The 17,814-nt window shown below is 57.7% G+C and carries 16 protein-coding genes; 10 read left to right on the top strand and 6 right to left on the bottom strand.

Translation table 11 applies throughout. From position 1 onward, the window contains the following. Positions 1-137: 137 nt before the first annotated feature. Genes hisC through BC777_RS07195 form a run of 3 tightly spaced genes read left to right on the top strand, consistent with a single transcriptional unit; the run spans position 138 to position 3,063 of the window. Positions 138-1,226 carry a histidinol-phosphate transaminase gene (gene hisC / locus BC777_RS07205; RefSeq protein WP_100368044.1) on the top strand — a complete coding sequence of 363 codons (1,089 nt, stop codon included), beginning with the start codon at positions 138-140 and terminating at the stop codon, positions 1,224-1,226. Continuing rightward, positions 1,223-2,146, top strand: a complete 924-nt coding sequence (locus BC777_RS07200) for a prephenate/arogenate dehydrogenase family protein (RefSeq protein WP_100367414.1) — start codon at positions 1,223-1,225, stop codon at positions 2,144-2,146. Before hisC ends, BC777_RS07200 begins: the two co-directional genes overlap by 4 nt. Then, complete coding sequence (locus BC777_RS07195; protein ID WP_311135473.1) at positions 2,146-3,063, top strand: extensin-like domain-containing protein; 918 nt, start codon at positions 2,146-2,148, stop codon at positions 3,061-3,063. Before BC777_RS07200 ends, BC777_RS07195 begins: the two co-directional genes overlap by 1 nt. Here the strand turns inward: BC777_RS07195 and BC777_RS07190 are convergent. Further along, entirely contained in the window at positions 3,060-4,241 is a 1,182-nt protein-coding gene (locus tag BC777_RS07190) for an FAD-dependent oxidoreductase (RefSeq protein ID WP_100368043.1), read from the bottom strand. The genes BC777_RS07195 and BC777_RS07190 overlap by 4 nt on opposite strands. Before the next feature lie 127 nt (positions 4,242-4,368). Between BC777_RS07190 and BC777_RS07185 the strand changes: the two genes are divergently transcribed. The 3 genes from BC777_RS07185 (at position 4,369) to BC777_RS07175 (ending at position 9,737) form a co-directional block, all read left to right on the top strand. Then, a complete protein-coding gene (locus BC777_RS07185) occupies positions 4,369-5,991 on the top strand; it encodes an FAD-dependent oxidoreductase (RefSeq protein WP_100367412.1) in 1,623 nt (540 codons plus the stop codon). A 305-nt stretch (positions 5,992-6,296) separates the two neighbouring features. Beyond that, positions 6,297-9,257 carry an isoleucine--tRNA ligase gene (ileS, locus tag BC777_RS07180; RefSeq protein WP_100367411.1) on the top strand — a complete coding sequence of 987 codons (2,961 nt, stop codon included), beginning with the start codon at positions 6,297-6,299 and terminating at the stop codon, positions 9,255-9,257. Between the two features lie 30 nt (positions 9,258-9,287). Then, entirely contained in the window at positions 9,288-9,737 is a 450-nt protein-coding gene (locus BC777_RS07175; protein WP_100367410.1) for a methylated-DNA--[protein]-cysteine S-methyltransferase, read from the top strand. Here the strand turns inward: BC777_RS07175 and BC777_RS07170 are convergent. The 4 genes from BC777_RS07170 to fsa all read right to left on the bottom strand — a co-directional run bounded on the left by BC777_RS07170 (position 9,734) and on the right by fsa (position 12,893). Next, entirely contained in the window at positions 9,734-10,432 is a 699-nt protein-coding gene (locus BC777_RS07170; RefSeq protein WP_100367409.1) for a CDP-alcohol phosphatidyltransferase family protein, read from the bottom strand. The genes BC777_RS07175 and BC777_RS07170 overlap by 4 nt on opposite strands. Positions 10,433-10,474: 42 nt before the next feature. Next, positions 10,475-11,389 carry a tyrosine recombinase XerC gene (locus BC777_RS07165; RefSeq protein ID WP_100367408.1) on the bottom strand — a complete coding sequence of 305 codons (915 nt, stop codon included), beginning with the start codon at positions 11,387-11,389 and terminating at the stop codon, positions 10,475-10,477. A 2-nt stretch (positions 11,390-11,391) separates the two neighbouring features. After that, the gene (locus tag BC777_RS07160; protein ID WP_100367407.1) at positions 11,392-12,087 is read right to left on the bottom strand and encodes a DUF484 family protein; all 696 of its coding nucleotides are present in this window, start codon (positions 12,085-12,087) and stop codon (positions 11,392-11,394) included. A 152-nt stretch (positions 12,088-12,239) separates the two neighbouring features. After that, positions 12,240-12,893, bottom strand: coding sequence for a fructose-6-phosphate aldolase (fsa, locus tag BC777_RS07155; RefSeq protein ID WP_100367406.1), 654 nt, complete (start codon positions 12,891-12,893; stop codon positions 12,240-12,242). A gap of 99 nt (positions 12,894-12,992) precedes the next feature. Here fsa and BC777_RS07150 point away from each other — a divergent pair, with 99 nt between their 5' ends. Together BC777_RS07150 and BC777_RS07145 are read left to right on the top strand one after the other, a co-directional pair. Continuing rightward, positions 12,993-13,622 carry a LysE family translocator gene (locus tag BC777_RS07150; RefSeq protein ID WP_100367405.1) on the top strand — a complete coding sequence of 210 codons (630 nt, stop codon included), beginning with the start codon at positions 12,993-12,995 and terminating at the stop codon, positions 13,620-13,622. After that, positions 13,612-15,804: a primosomal protein N' gene (locus tag BC777_RS07145; protein ID WP_100367404.1), complete on the top strand. Its 2,193-nt coding sequence runs from the start codon at positions 13,612-13,614 to the stop codon at positions 15,802-15,804. The genes BC777_RS07150 and BC777_RS07145 overlap by 11 nt, the downstream gene beginning before the upstream one ends. Positions 15,805-15,854: 50 nt before the next feature. Here the strand turns inward: BC777_RS07145 and BC777_RS07140 are convergent, their stop codons facing one another. Beyond that, positions 15,855-16,454 carry a thymidine kinase gene (locus BC777_RS07140; protein WP_100367403.1) on the bottom strand — a complete coding sequence of 200 codons (600 nt, stop codon included), beginning with the start codon at positions 16,452-16,454 and terminating at the stop codon, positions 15,855-15,857. Positions 16,455-16,636: 182 nt separating this feature from the next. On the opposite strand from BC777_RS07140, the gene BC777_RS07135 reads away from it, so the two are divergent. Further along, positions 16,637-17,086: a phage regulatory CII family protein gene (locus BC777_RS07135; RefSeq protein ID WP_100367402.1), complete on the top strand. Its 450-nt coding sequence runs from the start codon at positions 16,637-16,639 to the stop codon at positions 17,084-17,086. 5 nt (positions 17,087-17,091) lie between these two features. Continuing rightward, a complete protein-coding gene (gene arsH / locus BC777_RS07130) occupies positions 17,092-17,799 on the top strand; it encodes an arsenical resistance protein ArsH (RefSeq protein WP_211095360.1) in 708 nt (235 codons plus the stop codon). Positions 17,800-17,814: the final 15 nt, after the last annotated feature.

The raw sequence follows: 17,814 nt of genomic DNA, 5'->3' as shown, positions 1-17,814 counted from the left end.
CGGCGAGATGCCGGAGCAAAAGCATCAAGGCCGCTCCGATCTGGGGCGGCTTTTTTGCATTCTACTGGCCCACGTTCGGACTGGTCTTGCAGAAGGCAGGGCGATAGAACGGGCGAAACGAGATGGGGATGGACTTCATGGCTGACGGCATTCAACCGCAACCGGGTATTTTGGATATTGCACTCTATCAGGGTGGTGCATCCCATTTGGATGGTGTCAGCAATGTGCTCAAGCTATCGTCAAATGAGAACCCTCTCGGTCCAAGTGACGCCGCCAAAGAGGCTGTGATGCGGGCCACCCACGATCTGCACCGCTATCCTTCCACCGATCATGCCAGCCTGCGCGCTGCGATTGCACAGGTTTGGGATGTGGATGCCGCGCGTATCTTTTGCGGCGTGGGCTCTGGCGATGTCCTGAAACTACTGGCCGAGGCCTATGCAGGCCCCGGCGACGAAATCGTGTTCACGGAACACGGTTTCTCGATGTATCCGATCTATGCGCATGCCTGCGGGGCGACGCCTGTGACGGTCCCTGAAAATGACCGTGTTGTAGATGTTGATGCAATCCTTGCCGGCTGCACAGATAAGACCAAGCTGGTCTTTATTGCAAACCCTGCCAACCCAACCGGTACGATGATCGGCAATGCGGAAGTGGCGCGTTTGGCCGAAGGGCTGCCAGCGCAAACTCTGCTGGTGCTGGATGGTGCCTATGCTGAGTTTGTCGATGGGTTTGACGCGGGCAAGGCGCTCGTCGAGGCCCGCGAGAATGTTGTTATGTCCCGCACTTTTTCCAAAATATACGGGCTGGGCGGTATGCGCGTTGGTTGGGGCTACGGTCCGCAGGCGGTGATAGATGTGCTGAACCGGATCAGAGGGCCGTTTAATCTGTCCGCCGCCGCATTGGCCGCGGCCGAGGCCGCCGTGCGCGATACCGAACACACCGAAAAGTGCCGGATAGAGAACGCCAAATGGCGCGATTGGCTGGCCAATGCATTGGCAGAGCTGGGGGTGCCGTCAGACACCTCGACCGCGAATTTTATACTTGCCCGCTTTGCCGATGAGGCGGAAGCCAACGCCTGCGACGATCACCTGCGCAGCGAAGGTATCATCGTCCGCCGCGTTGCAGGCTACGGTCTGCCCCATTGCCTGCGGATCACCGTCGGTGACGAAAGTGCCTGCCGGCGGGTTGCCCATGCGGTTGCGCAATTCAAAGAGGCCGTAAAATGACGCCACTTTATGACAGGGTCGCGCTGATTGGGCTTGGCTTGATCGCCTCTTCCATGTGCCATGCCATGCGACGTGCCGGGCTGGCACGACAGATTGTGGGCTATGCCCGCTCGTCCAAGACCCGCGACATCGCGCGCGAAATTGGGCTGTGTGATCATATCAGCGAGAGTGCCGCGGATGCCGCCAAGGATGCCGATCTTGTCGTGCTCTGTGTACCCGTGGGTGCTATGGAAAGTGTCGCGCAAGAGATCGGACCGGTTCTGAAACCGGGTGCGACTGTCAGTGATGTCGGGTCAGTCAAGCGCACGGTGATTGATGCAGTTGGTCCCCATGTTCCCGAAGGCGTGCACTTTATACCGGCGCACCCTTTGGCGGGGACTGAACACTCTGGCCCGCGTTCAGGCTTCGCAGAGCTTTTTGACAACCGCTACACAATCATTGTCCCCGTTGAAGAGAGTGATCCGCAAGCAGTAGACCGGCTTATAGCCTTTTGGGGTGGCCTCGGCGCGTTGACCGAAACCATGGATGCTGATCACCATGACCTTGTTTTAGCTGTCACCAGCCATACTCCGCACCTGATTGCTTACACGATGGTCGGCGTGGCTGATGATCTGCGCCGTGTGACCGATAGCGAAGTGATCAAATACTCCGCAGCCGGCTTCCGAGATTTCACGCGCATCGCCGCCTCTGACCCAGTAATGTGGCGGGATGTGTTTTTGAACAACAAGGAAGCGACGCTTGAAATTCTGGGTCGGTTCACCGAAGAGTTGTTCGCTTTGCAGCGCGCGATCCGGCAGGGTGATGGCGATCATCTCCATGACTACTTTACCCGCACGCGGTCAATCCGGCGTGGGATCATCGAAGCAGGGCAGGATACCGATGCTCCGGACTTTGGCCGCGTGAAGGTGCGTACGGAGTGATGCGTGGGGCGGCATGGTTGGTCGCCCTTTTGCTGGCAGGCCCGGCGTTGGCTCAGGATATCATACGTCCAGTGCCGCGCCCGACTGTTACGCCTGAACCCGCGGTTGAACTGACGCCTGCCCCAATCATAGTGGTTCGAACACCGACCGAGACAACCGTACGGCCAATTATCAGGGGATCAATGCAAGCACAGCTTGCCGGTCGTATTCTGCGGCCCATCACCCGCCCGTACGAGCGGCCCGATCTGGAATATGGTGCACAGACCCGTCCGCTTTTTCGGGCCGAACGCAACCTTTTTGCATTCAGCCCCTATGCCGTTGCACAGTCTCCACGACCGGACCTAAGACCAGCATCCATCGAAGCGGCTGCCGAAGAGCGACGCATCGCCCGGCTACGCGGACAGGTATGTGGTGATCCTTCTATTCAAGGCACTGTCGTGGGGCGGGTCAATGGCGCAGGGTCCTGCGGCATTGAAGGCGCTGTTAAACTGCGCGCGGTCGCAGGTGTGACGCTTAGCCCGCGTGCAACAATTGACTGCCCCACAGCACGAGCGCTCAAAACATGGGTAGAAGAAGGCGTTCTGCCTGCCGTCGGGGCTGAGGGTGGCGGCGCATCCTCTTTGCGCGTCGTATCCCACTATGCGTGCCGGACCCGCAACAACCAGCCCGGCGGGCGCTTGTCAGAGCATGCTTTTGGGCGGGCGATCGATATTGCAGGCATCCGGCTGCGTGATGGCACAGAAATGACGTTGCTAACGGACTGGAATTCAGCAGACGACGGGGCGCAACTGCGTCAGATGTGGCGTGCAGCCTGCGGACCTTTTGGCACTGTGCTTGGTCCAGAATCCAACCGGTTTCACCGCGATCATTTCCATTTTGATACCGCGCGTTACCGGAGCGGGTCTTTCTGCCGTTAAACGCGGCCCAGACCGCGTAAAGGTGGCAACATCGTCCCGCAAACGATAGCGGTCAGAACGCGCGGGCCTGGCGGGACTTGCGACAAAGGATAAAGCAGACGATCACGCAAGGCAGGCAACCAGCGGCTATCGGATTGGTACTGCGGGGTGAAAGCAGAACTCATCGCCTGATAGGTCATGACATGCCAGCGCCGTGCCTTGGTATAAAGCGCAAGTGCGGCGTCACCGCTGGTTGCATCCAGCGCACGAGCCAAGGCAAGCGCGTCAAGCAAGGCCATGTTGGCGCCCTGTCCAAGCTGCGGGCTGGCTTTATGGGCGGCATCACCGATGTGGACCAACCCTGGCGACCAAGGCCTGCGCAGGGTGCCATGGGCATATCGGGCCATTGTCATTTGATCCGTCGATCGCACCTGAGCGGCAAAAGGGGCAAAGGCTGGCCAGAGTGTTGTGGCCTCGGCTTTCCACGCTTCAATGCCTTCTGCGACCCAAGTATCATAGCTGTCACGTGGCATGGACCAAAAGATCGCCGCCTTGGGTGTCGCATCCCCTGGTATTTTGCCGATGGGTAGTGCGCCAATCATCCGGTTGGCGCTGCGATAGCATTGGCTCAGTTGGGTTCTGGGCAAGTCTGTCTTGGGCCAGTCCACCGTTCCCCAGATTGCGCCATATGGCAGTGGTTGCGACACTAGCGGCGACAATGGTGATCCTGCCCCCGCACTATCGACGATCAGGTCAAACGGGCCATGCGCGCGCCCATTGGCCAGTTGCACCATGCCGGAACGCGCGGTGTTGATTTGGCTTTGCGTATGGACCTTGATATCGCGGGCTTGCACCGCAGCGAAGATCGCTTGAAAAAGGCTTGCACGATGAATCCCAAGTCCGAACTGTCCGCCAGCGTCTTTGTCATACCAGACATTCAGCACCTTGCGCCCCTTATCGGCCTCATGCCCCAGCATCCGCTGGATCGGATTACCTAAAGCGCGCGCGGCATCACCTGCGCCGATATGGTCAAGTACAGCCTGACCAACCGGTTGGATCACAAGGCCCGACCCCACGGGTTGCGGGGTGTCGAACTTGTCAAATATCTCCACCCGGTGGCCGCGATCAGCCAGCAGGGCCGCGGCCGTCAGACCGCCGATCCCGGCACCTGCAATGGCGATCTTGATGCGTTTTGTCATGTGATCGTTGTGCAGATGCGTTTTTGTAAGGGCAATGCGCAATTGTGACCAAGCGCGCAATTTGGATTAACTAATTTCCAAAAGACGTCAAAGCGCTACACTCAGACGAGAACAAATAGGAGTAATCATGGAAACGCTGGCCCAAGATCTCGCGACGATGGTGCGCACGCCACTGCACGACAGTCATGTTGCCGAGATGCACGAGATCGGGACTATCCATACCTATGATGCGGGTGAAACGTTGGTGGAAGCGGGCAGTGATATCGATGCGTTTTATTACGTGATTGATGGCGCAGTTGTTGCGATTGATCCACGAACAGGTCAGCAGTACGGGACTGGTCACCTGGGGCCGACCCAGTTTTTTGGTGAAATCAGCTTTCTGTCAGGTGGCAGTGCGATGCTGGGCGCCCGTTGCATTGAGCGGTCGACTATCCTGAGGGTCGCTCGCGTAGACATGCTGGCTTTGATGAGCCGTATTCCTGAAATGTCGGATATTATCATTACCGTCTTTGCAGCCCGCCGCAGGCGGCTGCTAGAAAGTGGTGAAGCGAGCCTGACCCTTATCGGGGCCGAAGAAGACCGCACAATCCGCCAGATTGCCGCCTTTGCCGGGCGCAACCGTATTCCGTTCCGCAGTCTGACATTGGGTGAGCATGAGGCGGAGGCCGTGGCGCATTCCTGCAATATCGGCACGGCGAAACCTGCTGTAATCTTTGGCAAGCATCTGGTGGTGGATGCGCCGACGCCTGCCAAGATTGCCGGCATCCTTGGCCTTGATCTGGCAGTGCATGAGGACTGCGTCTTTGACGTTCTCATTGTCGGCGGTGGGCCGGCGGGCGTGGCGGCGGGGGTCTATGCGGGGGCAGAAGGACTCAAGGCGCTGGTGGTGGAGGATTTGACGATTGGCGGGCAGGCGGGCACCTCGTCGCGGATCGAGAACTACATGGGTTTCCCGACGGGGATTTCGGGCGCTGACCTTGTGTGGCGCGGCGAAGTGCAGGCGATGAAATTTGGAACCCAGTTTGCGGTGCCACGCCGGGTGTCGTCGTTACGGGAGGATGATGAGGGTATTTTCTGCGCTGTGATGGACGATGGGACCGAAGTTTGCGCCAAGTCCGTTGTTGTGGCCACTGGCGTGCAATATCGCCGGTTGTCTATTCCACGGTTGGAGGATTTTGAGGGCATCGGCATCTATTATGCCGCCACCGACGTCGAGGCTCGCTATTGCCGTGAAACCGAAGCGATTGTTGTGGGCGGCGGGAATTCTGCCGGGCAGGCGGCGATGTATCTGTCGCGCACCGCCAGTCATGTGCATGTGCTGGTGCGTGGGTCCAGCTTGGCTAAGTCGATGTCGGATTACCTGTTGTCGCGGCTGGAGGCGGACCCGGCAATTACCATCCATTATCATGCCGAGATCACGGCGCTGCATGGCGATAAGCATCTTGAGAGCGTGACGGTGCACCATAAGGCTGCCGGGGAGGATGAGACCGTCGCGGCGCGTGCGGCCTTTATCATGGTGGGTGCTGCGCCAAATACCGAGTGGTTGTCGGGGCTGGTTGATCTGGATGACAAGGGTTTTGTGCTGACAGGGGCAGCTGTGGGGAAATCCACGCCTTACGAAACCTCGCATCCCGGTATTTTTGCAGTTGGGGATGTGCGGGCAGGGTCGGTGAAGCGTGTGGCATCAGCTGTTGGCGAAGGCTCGGTCACGATTTCGAAGGTCTGGGACCATGTGCGTGGCGTTGACTGATCCAAAGGAGCGCTGCCGCGCATTATTGATTTTGTCTTGCTGACCTGACACGTAGATAGTGGGCGGTATTGCTTGCCCCAATGTCGGAGCCTCCGGCGGGAGTTTTTTGGCCAAGATGAAGCGCATGAGGTGGCTTTACCCTTTTGGGCCTTGCCCCTATAAGCGGCCTCATGTTGCGGCAGATGATCATAAGCATTATGTGCCCGGCGGTTTGAAGCCTCAGACCTGCCGGGAAAAGGTGTCTGCCTATGCGCACCGATCCATCGCGATTTTTCCTGATATTTACTGCTTGAAGGACGCCACCCATGTGCGCCGAAACACCCGACTATAAACAAACCCTGAACCTGCCCCGTACCGATTTCCCGATGCGCGCCGGATTGCCCAAACGCGAGCCGGAGTGGCTGACACGTTGGGAAGAGATTGGGGTTTATGACCGCCTGCGCGACAAAGCTGAGGGGCGCAAGCCCTTTACCCTGCATGACGGCCCGCCCTATGCGAACGGCCATCTGCATATTGGTCATGCGCTGAACAAGATCCTTAAAGATATGGTGGTCCGCAGCCAGCAGATGATGGGCAATGACGCCCGTTATGTTCCGGGCTGGGACTGTCATGGCCTGCCGATTGAGTGGAAGATCGAAGAGCAATATCGCGCCAAGGGCCGCGATAAGGACGATGTGAACGTCGTCGATTTCCGCCAGGAATGCCGCAAGTTTGCGGAAGGCTGGGTTGATATCCAGCGTGATGAGTTTAAGCGTCTGGGCATCACCGGCAATTGGGCTGATCCCTATCTGACGATGAATTTCCACGCTGAGCGCGTGATTGCCGAGGAATTCCAGAAATTCCTTATGAACGGCACGCTTTATCAAGGGTCCAAGCCGGTGATGTGGTCGCCTGTTGAAAAGACAGCGCTGGCCGAGGCTGAGGTAGAGTATCATGATCGTCAGACCGATGCGATCTGGGTGCGGTTTCCAGTCGTGCCCTCTGATGAAGCACTGGCGCTCTTGGATGAGGCGACAGATTTTGAAGGCACGCTGTTTGAAATCGCGACAGATTTGCAAACCGCCAAGGTGCTGATCTGGACGACGACCCCATGGACCATCCCGCAAAACCGGGCGGTATGTTTTGGCCCGAATATCTCTTATGGTCTGTATGAGATCATTGGCCGCCCCGAGGAATGCTGGGCCAGCATTGGCGAGAAGATGATTGTCGCTGATGCGCTGGCAGAAGAGGTCTTTGCCGCGGGCCGTTTGGCCGGTGATGAAATGATCCGCCGTATCCGTGATGTCACGATCGAAGAACTGTCAGCGCTCACACTTGCCCATCCGCTGCGGGGCGCGACAGGTGCAAACGGCGAATGGGACTTCAATGTGCCGTTGCTGCCCGGCGATCATGTGACCGATGACGCGGGGACAGGCTTTGTCCATACCGCCCCCAGCCATGGCGACGATGACTACGCCATCGGGGTTAAGCACGGCTTGCCGATGACCTATAACATCCTTGATGACAGCTCTTATCGTGCTGATCTGCCGTTCTTTGGTGGTGAGGCGGTGTTGAAACCCAACGGGAAACCAGGGGGGGCGAGTAAAGTAGTCATTGATAAGCTGGTTGAGGTTGGGGCCCTTTTGGGACGTCGCCGTATCACAATCTCTGATGCGCATAGCTGGCGTTCGAAAGCGCCTGTCATCCGTCTGAACCGTCCGCAGTGGTTTGCAGCGATTGATAAGGCTGTTGGTGATGGGCAGGACACCTACGGCACAACGATCCGTGAGCGTGCGTTGCGGTCGATTGATGAGCTGGTCACTTGGACACCGCAGACGGGGCGTAACCGTTTGTATTCCATGATTGAGGCGCGCCCTGACTGGGTGCTGTCGCGCCAACGTGCTTGGGGTGTGCCTTTGACCTGCTTTGTGAAGAAGGACGCGCAGCCTACTGACCCTGATTACCTATTGCGCAACGAGGCCGTGAACGCCCGTGTGTTGCAGGCGTTCGAGCAAGAAGGTGCGGATGCATGGTACAAGGAAGGGGCGAAAGAGCGGTTCCTTGGCAATGAGGTGAACCACGAAGACTATACTCAGGTGTTCGATATTTTGGATGTTTGGTTCGACAGTGGCTCAACCCACGCTTTTGTTTTGCGCGACCGTGAGGATGGATCAGAAGACGGCATGGCCGACCTCTATCTTGAAGGCACCGATCAACACCGCGGCTGGTTCCACTCGTCGATGTTGCAGGCTTGTGGCACCAAGGGGCATGCGCCTTATCGTGGTGTACTGACGCATGGGTTCACGCTGGATCAGAAGGGCATGAAGATGTCCAAATCCATCGGCAATACAATCGCGCCCGAGCAGGTGATCAAGCAATATGGCGCGGATATCTTGCGGCTTTGGGTGGCGCAGTCCGACTACACCGCCGATCTGCGGATCGGGGATGAGATCCTCAAAGGGGTCGCGGATAGCTATCGCCGGTTGCGTAACACGCTACGATTTATGTTGGGCTCATTGGCCGACTTTACGGAAGCCGACCGGATCGCGCCTGCTGAGATGCCCGAGCTTGAGCGCTGGGTCTTGCACCGTTTGGCCGCGTTGGATCAGCAAGTGCGTGAAGGTTACGCCAGATATGATTTCCAAGGCGTGTTTCAGGCGGTGTTCACCTTCGCGACCGTTGAGCTCTCAGCCTTTTACTTCGATATCCGTAAGGATGCGTTGTACTGCGATGGCGATACGACACGCCGCCGCGCCGCACGCACTGTACTTGACATCTTGTTCCACCGTTTGACCAAATGGCTGGCCCCGATGCTGACCTTCACGATGGAAGAGGTCTGGTTGGAGCGGTTTGACACGGATGACAGCTCGATCCACCTTGAGGATTTTGCAGAAACCCCTGTTGAGTGGCGAGACGACGTGCTGGCGACAAAATGGGCCGAGGTGCGCAAGGTACGGCGGGTTGTGACCGGTGCTTTGGAGGTGGAGCGGACAGCTAAGGTGATTGGTGCGTCATTGGAAGCGGCGCCGGTGGTCTATGTCAGCGATAAGACGGCCAAGCTTTTGGAGACCGTCAGTTTTGACGACCTTTGCATCACGTCGAGTATCGTTGTTTCAACGGATGCGGCCCCAAAAGGCGCATTCCGTTTGGATGATGTCGCGGATGTTGCCGTTGTCTTTGCGCAGGCCGAAGGTGAGAAATGTCAGCGTTGCTGGAAGATCTTGCCCGATGTCGGCACACATGCACATGCTGGTGTTTGCAGCCGTTGCAACGACGCATTGGGCTAGAACAGTGACCGGACTGGCAGGACATCAAGTATGATTTGCCAGTCCTCTCCTGTCGGGCCGCTGAGTGTGAACGCAAAAGATGGGGCAGTGACAGAGTTGATCTGGGGGCAGGGTGGAAACCTAACTGGCGGCCCACTTTTTCAACGTCTGCAAGATGAAATGGCTGCTTATTTTGCTGGTGATTTGCAGGCGTTCACAACGCCTGTTTGCCCGCGTGGTAGTGCCTTTCAACAACGCTTCTATGCCGCGCTTTGCGCGATTCCTTACGGCGACACGCGGACCTATGGAGATATTGCGGAAGAGCTGGATGTCTCGGCTCAGGCCATCGGTCAGGCTTGTGGTGCAAATCCGATCGCCATTTTGATCCCTTGTCACCGGGTTTTGGCTGCGGATGGGCTCGGGGGATACTCTGGCATGGGTGGGATCGAGGCGAAAGTAACCTTGCTAAGGCTTGAGGGTGCGGCGGGTCTGCTGATCTAGGCGGTTTTGCGTTCGGGGAACATCTGCTGGGTCACACCGGCGAACAGCAGATAGACTGAGGTTCCAATCAGACCCCAATGCGCCCAGCTATTGGGATAAAAATCAACCCAAGCAGCCCAGCCTGCAAAGAAGGTCCACCCCAGTGCCATGGGGAGCGTGACCATGCGCCAACGCTGTGTGCGCACCGGATGCACAAACTTCAGTGGTACGAACATTGTAATTGCAAGACTGCCAACCAGCACGAGCGAGACCCAGAAATTTGGTTGCAGTGCAAAGATCACCAGCACCAGCATGTTCCAGCATCCCGGAAAGCCGGAGAAGGAATTATCTTTCGTTTTCATCCGCGTATCGGCGAAATACATGGCCGACGCAAAGGTGATGATGATAATCGCAAACCACCCCGTCCAGCCAGGCAGAAGCCCCGATTTAAACAGCGCATAGGCGGGCACGAAAACATACGTCAGGTAATCGATGATCAGATCAAGCAACACGCCATCAAAAGCAGGCGCGTTGGTTTTGACGTCGTATTTGCGGGCCAATGGCCCATCGATGCCATCGACGAAAAACGCAACGACCAGCCACAAAAACATCAGGCTCCAATTTTCTTCAACGGCTGCCAGCATGGCGAGCATGGCAAAAACGGCACCCGTCGCTGTCAGCAGGTGAACAAAAAGGGCTTTGGCGCGAAGTGTCATTGCACTCTCATGGGGGAAAACGGGGCAGGGGGCAACCGGTTGTCAGGCTTTGGGATGCGCCTTTTCATAAACCGACATCAACTGCGCGGCATCAACTGCTGTATAGGCTTGGGTGGTCGACAGAGAGGCATGGCCCAACAGCTCTTGAATGGCTCTGAGATCACCACCCGCAGCCAGCAAATGCGTGGCAAAGGAATGCCGCATGGCATGGGGTGTTGCGGTGGCAGGCAGGCCAAGTTGCAGGCGGGTCTGTTCCATGACTTTCTGGATCGCGCGGGGCGACAAAACACCCCCTCGGATTGCGCGAAAGATGGGTTGGTCATCCGCCACCGCGTAGGGGCATAGCCGTAGATAGGCATCGACGGCATCGCGGGCTTGCGCGATGACAGGTACGATCCGTTCCTTGTTGCCTTTGCCCATGATACGCAGCACCTCAGGTAAAGGTACATCGGCACCGGTGAGGCTAAGTGCCTCTGATATTCGCAGCCCACAACCATAAAGAAGGGTCACGACGGCGACATCACGGGCGGCGACCCAAGGGTCAGCGGATTGCAATGCGACTGTTTCAATCATCGCAGAGGCTGCCTCGACCTCCAACGGGCGGGGGAGCTTGCGTTGAAACTTGGGCGCGCGGGTGGACAGAACCGCCGTCGGCTCAAACCCTTCACGCTCTGCCAGCCAGCGATAAAACGATTTGACGGCCGAGAGTGACCGCGCCAATGATCGCGCGCCCACACCACGGCCCCTTTCATGGGCCATCCATGCGCGCATGTCGCGCACAGTAACGCGCGCAATCGGGGCAAGGCCCTGACTTGCGCCATTGTACTGGGTCATAAACGCTAGAAAGCCCAATACATCCGTCTGATAGGCTTTCAACGTATTCTCTGCCGCGCCTGCCAGCGCACGTTGGCCCGCCAGCCAAGCGCCCAGGGCGTCCGACAGGGCAGGGGCAATCATGGCTACGCCAGCCAGCGGCGCACGACCCGTTCGAAAACGCCGATAAAGAATGTCAGCAGATCGGTGCCTTGCTGTGCGGTGAATTGCTGTGGGTCTTCGCTGCCCATGACCAGCATGGCGGGTAGGCGTTCAGGGCCGAGGTCAACTTTCAGGCAGGCTTCGGATTTGATGTATTCGGCACGGGGGCCATAAAGGCTGCCGCCGACCTTGTGGAACTCACGAAGGGTGATCTGGCGGGCGGGCATGTTGCGGCCGAGGGTGATGTAACCTTGAACAAACCCTTCGGGCATGATGGCAACAGCATCACCGGCGCTTTTGTGGGAATCCTGTAGATTGCTTTCCAGTACCAACCGGATCGCATCGACCCTCAGAATATCAGCAACCTCGCCTGAAAGGTCAGCAAGAAAACGCTCAAACGTGCTGGCGTCCAGCATCCGCAGGATTGCGCGGTGGATTTGATTGGTGCCCGCAAGGTTATCATAGGCCGCGGCGATGACATTGCGGTGGGTGTCTTCCAGGCGGTCGAAACGGGCCTCAAGGCGCTCCATTGCGACAGAGCGCAGATCAACGATATTGCCGTTTGTCTGGTCTGCGTCAGCGCCCACAAGGGCGCGCATGACATCTGCATCTTCTAAAAGAACATCGGGGTTTGCGATGATCTTCTCACGAAGGTCATCGGCCATCAGTGGTTTATTCATGAGCCTGCTCTGCTTTTTCGTTTTTTGGCAAGTTAGCAGAGGGTTAGGGGGCGTGTCTCATGTTTTTTCTGTAGAGGTGGCGCTGCGTGGCAGATTTGCCGATCCGTGCGGCAGCGTAAGGTGGATCATGATCCACCTTACCTGAACGTCGCTTAAACGATTTTTATCCCGGCTTTCTCTGCATCCGCCATAAATGCGGCTAACCCCTTGTCCGTCAGCACATGGTTGGCCATTGCTTTGATCACGTTTGGTGGGGCTGTGCAGACGTCCGCGCCGATTTTGGCGCATTCGCTCATGTGATTGGCCGACCGGATGGATGCGGCAAGGATATTCGTCTCAAATCCGTAGTTGTCATAGATCGTGCGGATATCCTCGATCAGTTCCAGACCGTCCATGTTCAGGTCATCCAGGCGGCCGATGAAAGGGCTGATGAAGGTCGCACCGGCCTTGGCGGCCAGCAAGGCTTGGTTGGCCGAGAAACAAAGCGTCACGTTCACCATGATCCCATCATCCGTCAGCGTCTTGCAGGTTTTCAGGCCAGCCCATGTGAGCGGCACTTTCACTGCGATGTTGTCGGCGATCTTGGCCAGCTTGCGTCCTTCTGCCAGCATGTCGTCGGCTTCAAGTGCGACGACTTCGGCGGATACCGGGCCAGAGACGATGGAACAAATCTCTTTCGTCACTTCCAGAATGTCGCGGCCTGACTTGGCGATGAGCGACGGGTTCGTTGTGACCCCATCCACCATCCCAAGGTCATTGAGTTCTTTGATCTGGTCAATCTCGGCTGTGTCTACGAAAAACTTCATCTTTGTCTCCGGGGGAAGGGGTTGGCGTTTGCTTGAGCGTCGTTTACCTCATGGGGGTCGCAGGGAAAAGCCCTGACAGCGGATGGAGAGCGGACGCATATGGAATTTCAACTTTGGATCGCATTTGTTTCTGCCTCGATCGCCTTGCTGCTGATCCCCGGACCAACGGTTTTGCTCGTGCTGAGTTACGCGCTGAGCCAAGGGCGCAAAATCGCGGTTGCCTCGGCCGCCGGTGTCGCGTTGGGCGATCTGATCGCTATGACAGCGTCTTTGCTGGGACTTGGGGCGCTGGTGTTGACCTCTGCCGCGCTGTTTACCGTCATCAAATGGATTGGTGCGATTTATCTGATTTGGATGGGTATCGGTATGCTGCGTGCGGCGAGTACCCAAAAGGGTCTGACTGTTGTTGATGCACCTGCGTTGCCAACCCGACAGATTTTCCGCAATACAGCGACGGTAACCGCATTGAACCCTAAGTCCATCTTCTTCTTCATCGCCTTTGTTCCCCAGTTCATCCGACCAGAGGCCGCGCTTGCGCCACAGTTCCTGATCCTGATCGGCACATTTGTCGGCCTTGCCGCATTAAATGCGCTGGCCTACGCCCTGTTGGCTGACAGGTTGCGAGCAACGATCAAGCGTCCGGCGATCTTGCGCTGGCTAACCCGGGCGGGTGGTGGCGCGTTGATTGCGATGGGAGCCCTGACAGCCACCTTGCGCCGTGCCGCCTGAGTATTTCCATGAAGGTGATTTGGTGGGGGTATTGACGACCCAACCCCTGGATCGACTGTTGGATTATAAGGCCCCCGAGGGTGGCTGCCATCTGGGGGCCTTTGTTGAAGTACCCTTGGGTCCACGTAAGGTGTTGGGTGTGGTCTGGGGGCCGGGCAAAGGGGACTATGACCTTGCCAAGATACGCTCTGTTATTCGCGTGCTGGATGTGGCGCCGATGCGCGAGGAGATGCGCGCCTTTCTGACCCGTGCGGCTGAATACACGTTGACGCCAATGCCTGCGATGCTGCGCCTTGGTACGCGTGCGCCGGGATTGGGTGACGCACAGTCGATGCGCAAGGTTTACCGTCTGGGGGATCAGACGCCGGATCGCATGACGGGCGCACGTGAGAAGGTGTTGGGCGTTCTGCGTGATTATGGCGGGTTGTCCTTTACCTTGAGCGAGGTCGCTGAGATGGCTGGGGTTGGCACGTCGGTTGTGAAGGGCTTGGTCAAACTGGGGGCCGTGTCCGAAGAAGAAGCGCCGCGTGATACGCCCTATCCGCAGCTTGATCCCGACTACGGCGGCAAGGACTTGAGTGTCGATCAAGCGGCGGGGGCCGAAGCCTTACGTGCGGCGCTGCGCAGTGATGGGTATGGCACGACCTTGCTGAAAGGCGTCACCGGGTCCGGTAAGACCGAAGTGTATTTGGAAGCGGTCGCCGAATGCCTGCGCATGGGACGGCAAGCCTTGGTCCTCTTGCCCGAAATCGCGCTGTCAGGCGAATTTATCAATCGTGTTGAGGCGCGCTTTGGCATGAAGCCTGCCGAATGGCACTCAGGCGTGACCATGACCGAGCGCCGCCGGTGTTGGCGCATGGTTGGGCAAGGGGATGCACAGCTGATTGTGGGTGCGCGGTCTGCGCTGTTCTTGCCCTATCAGAACCTTGGGCTGATCGTGGTCGATGAGGAACATGACACATCCTATAAGCAAGAAGATGGCGTGCTTTACAATGCCCGCGATATGGCCGTGCTGCGGGCTGCGATCAATGGCGCGCAGGTGGTGTTGGCGTCTGCGACGCCAAGCTTGGAAAGTTGGGCCAATGTGGAGGCAGGCAAGTATCAACGCCTTGAGCTGACAGCGCGCTTTGGCGCGGCCGTCATGCCCAAGATGGCCGCGATCGACATGCGGGTAGAGGATGTACCGGGGGGCACATGGGTTTCACCTACCTTGCGTGGTGCCATCCAGCAGCGGTTGGAAAAGGGGGAACAGTCGTTGATTTTCCTCAACCGCCGCGGCTATGCGCCGATCACGCTTTGCCGCGCCTGTGGGCATCAAATTGGCTGTGATCATTGCGATGCGCGGATGGTGGAACATAGGTTCCTCAAACGCCTGATGTGCCATCAATGCGGTGAGACCAAACCGATGCCAACGCAATGCCCATCCTGCGAGGCAGAGGACCGTTTGAGCGCTGTTGGCCCCGGTGTGGAGCGGATGGGTGAAGAGGTGGCAGCGCTGTTTCCAGACGCGCGGATCGCGGTGTTGTCGTCTGATCTTTATGGCTCTGCCCGCGCAATGAAAGCGCATATTGAAGAGATCGCGACAGGCGGGACCGATATTATCATCGGGACGCAATTGGTGGCCAAGGGGCATAATTTCCCACTGTTGACGCTGGTAGGCGTGATTGATGCTGATCTGGGGCTGCAAGGGTCAGACTTGCGGGCAGCGGAACGGACCTTCCAATTGATGCGCCAAGTGGCGGGCCGTGCCGGACGTGGTGACACGCCAGGCCAGGCGCTGTTGCAAACCTATCAGCCAGAGCATGCCGTCATCCGCGCTATTCTGGCAGGTGACGAGGAAAGCTTTTGGAAGGCCGAGGCCGAAGAACGCAAGGCCGCCGGCGTACCACCTTACGGGCGCATGGCGGGGATCATTCTGAGTAGTCCGAACGTGCAGGAGGTCTTTGATCTGGGGGCAGAGATGGCGCGCATGGATGCCCCCTTGCGTCAGATCGGCGCGCAGGTCTTTGGGCCTGCACCCGCGCCTATTGCGCGGGTCCGTGGACGGCACCGTGTCCGGTTGCTGGTGAAGGCGGAAAAATCCGCACCCTTGCAGCAGGCGCTGGCCAAATGGGCGGGGCAGTTCCGGTTGCCTGCGAACTTGCGCATGGCGATCGATATTGATCCGCAGAGTTTCTATTAGTGGGCAGGCGCCTCCGGCGGGAGTTTTTGGGCCAAGATGAAGATGGGAGCTTACGGCTTGTTGGGGTCGGCGTGCTCGCCCATTTCGGCGCGCCAGTGGCGGCGACAAAGAGAGACGTAGCGTTCGTTCCCACCGACGACGATTTGATCGCCATCAGCCAGGACAGTGTCGTTCTCATCTGTGCGCACAACCATGGTGGCCTTCTTGCCGCAATGGCAGATGGTGCGGACCTCGCGCATTTCATCGGCCAGCGCCAGAAGGGACGCGGAGGCCGGGAAAAGCCGTCCGCGAAAATCAACTCGCAAGCCGTAAGTCATCACCGGAACGTTGAGATCATCCACCACGCGGGCCAGTTGCCACACGTGATCTGGAGTCATGAAATGTGCTTCATCAAGGAACACGCAGGCGCAAGGGCCTTCGTTCAGCCGTCTTTTGATCATATCGAAAAGGTCGTCTTCGGCACCGAATGTATCGGCATCCGCGCCAATCCCGATACGGCTGCCGATCCGGCCGACGCCCGCACGATCGTCAAAGCGGGCGATCATCAGATAGGTTTGCATGCCACGCTCAATATAATTGTGCGAGGCTTGTAAAAGCACGGTTGATTTGCCCGCGTTCATGGTGGAATAGTTGAAGTAGAGTTTTGCCATGCCCACTGATTAGCGCCCGGGCTGCCAGAATGGCAAGACGACAGTGCAGGGTTATGACGTCTGACCAATCACCCCAAAAACACATGACTGGATTATTTGAGCCAGACGGTGCATTTCCATAGATATGAATTGTGACGTCGCGTCCATAACATGTGGGGCAGTCGCACAGATGGAGGATGCATATGGCGGTACCGGGAAATTATCTCAAAAAGCACACCGAGGCTTTGGTCAAGGATGTAGGCATTGAAGCGGCCTGCGAACTGACAGGTAAATCCAAGGCCACCTTGGGCCGCTATTATTCCGACAATGACGAACATAGCGATCGTTTCATGCCGGTTGATACCGTGGCGTTGCTGGAAGCCGCGGCCTCTTACCCGCATGTCACATCGGCCTTGGCAGAGCTGAAAGGTGTGACCATATCCTATGACACGAAGCGATCAAACAGCGAAGGTGAGATCAATACCGATGTGATCAAACTGAGCCAGCGCTTTGCTTTGCTGATGGCTGAGTACAATCAATCCATTGCGGACGGCGTTATCACTGCTAACGAAGCCAAGCGTATGTTGCGCGAAACAACATCGCTGCAGCAGGTCTTGATTGATATGAAGCTGCACCTTGACGGAACCGCCTGATGGCGATGGATATGTCCGATATGCCTAATCTGGTGGAAGGCGCGCTACTGCCCTTGGATATTGCGGCATTGGCAGGGCCGGATGCACCACAGCATCCGCCGCGTATATTGCTGCTTTATGGATCACTCCGCGAGACCAGCTATTCACGACTTTGCGCCGAAGAAGGCGCACGTGTCCTGCGGGCACTGGGCTGTGAGACGCGGTTCTTCAACCCCTCCGGCCTGTCTTTACCGGATGACGCTGATGCCGATCACCCCAAGGTGGCCGAGCTACGTGAATTGGCGCTGTGGTCTGAGGGCATGGTGTGGTCCAGCCCCGAACGACATGGGGCCATGACGGGGATCATGAAGACGCAGATCGACTGGTTGCCACTGTCGCCGATAGGGGGGATCAGGCCCACACAAGGCAAGACGTTGGCGGTGATGCAGGTCAGTGGCGGGTCGCAATCATTCAATACGGTCAATCAGTTACGCACCCTGGGGCGCTGGATGCGGCTGATCACCATCCCCAATCAATCATCAGTTCCGATGGCCTGGAAAGAGTTTGAGGGCGGGCGCATGAAACCCTCGTCCCTCTACAACCGCATTGTGGATGTGATGGAAGAATTGGCCCGCTTTACGATCATGACGCGCGGGCGCAGTGCGATGCTGACCGACCGCTATTCCGAACGGGTTGAGACGCTACGGGATGTCCATAAACGGGTCAGTGGCTAGACCAGCGGGACGAAG

It is taken from the genome of Yoonia maricola, assembly GCF_002797915.1.
Lineage (GTDB): Bacteria > Pseudomonadota > Alphaproteobacteria > Rhodobacterales > Rhodobacteraceae > Yoonia > Yoonia maricola.
Note: the sequence above shows the minus strand (reverse complement) of the source record. Positions and strands in the feature narration are given on the sequence as shown.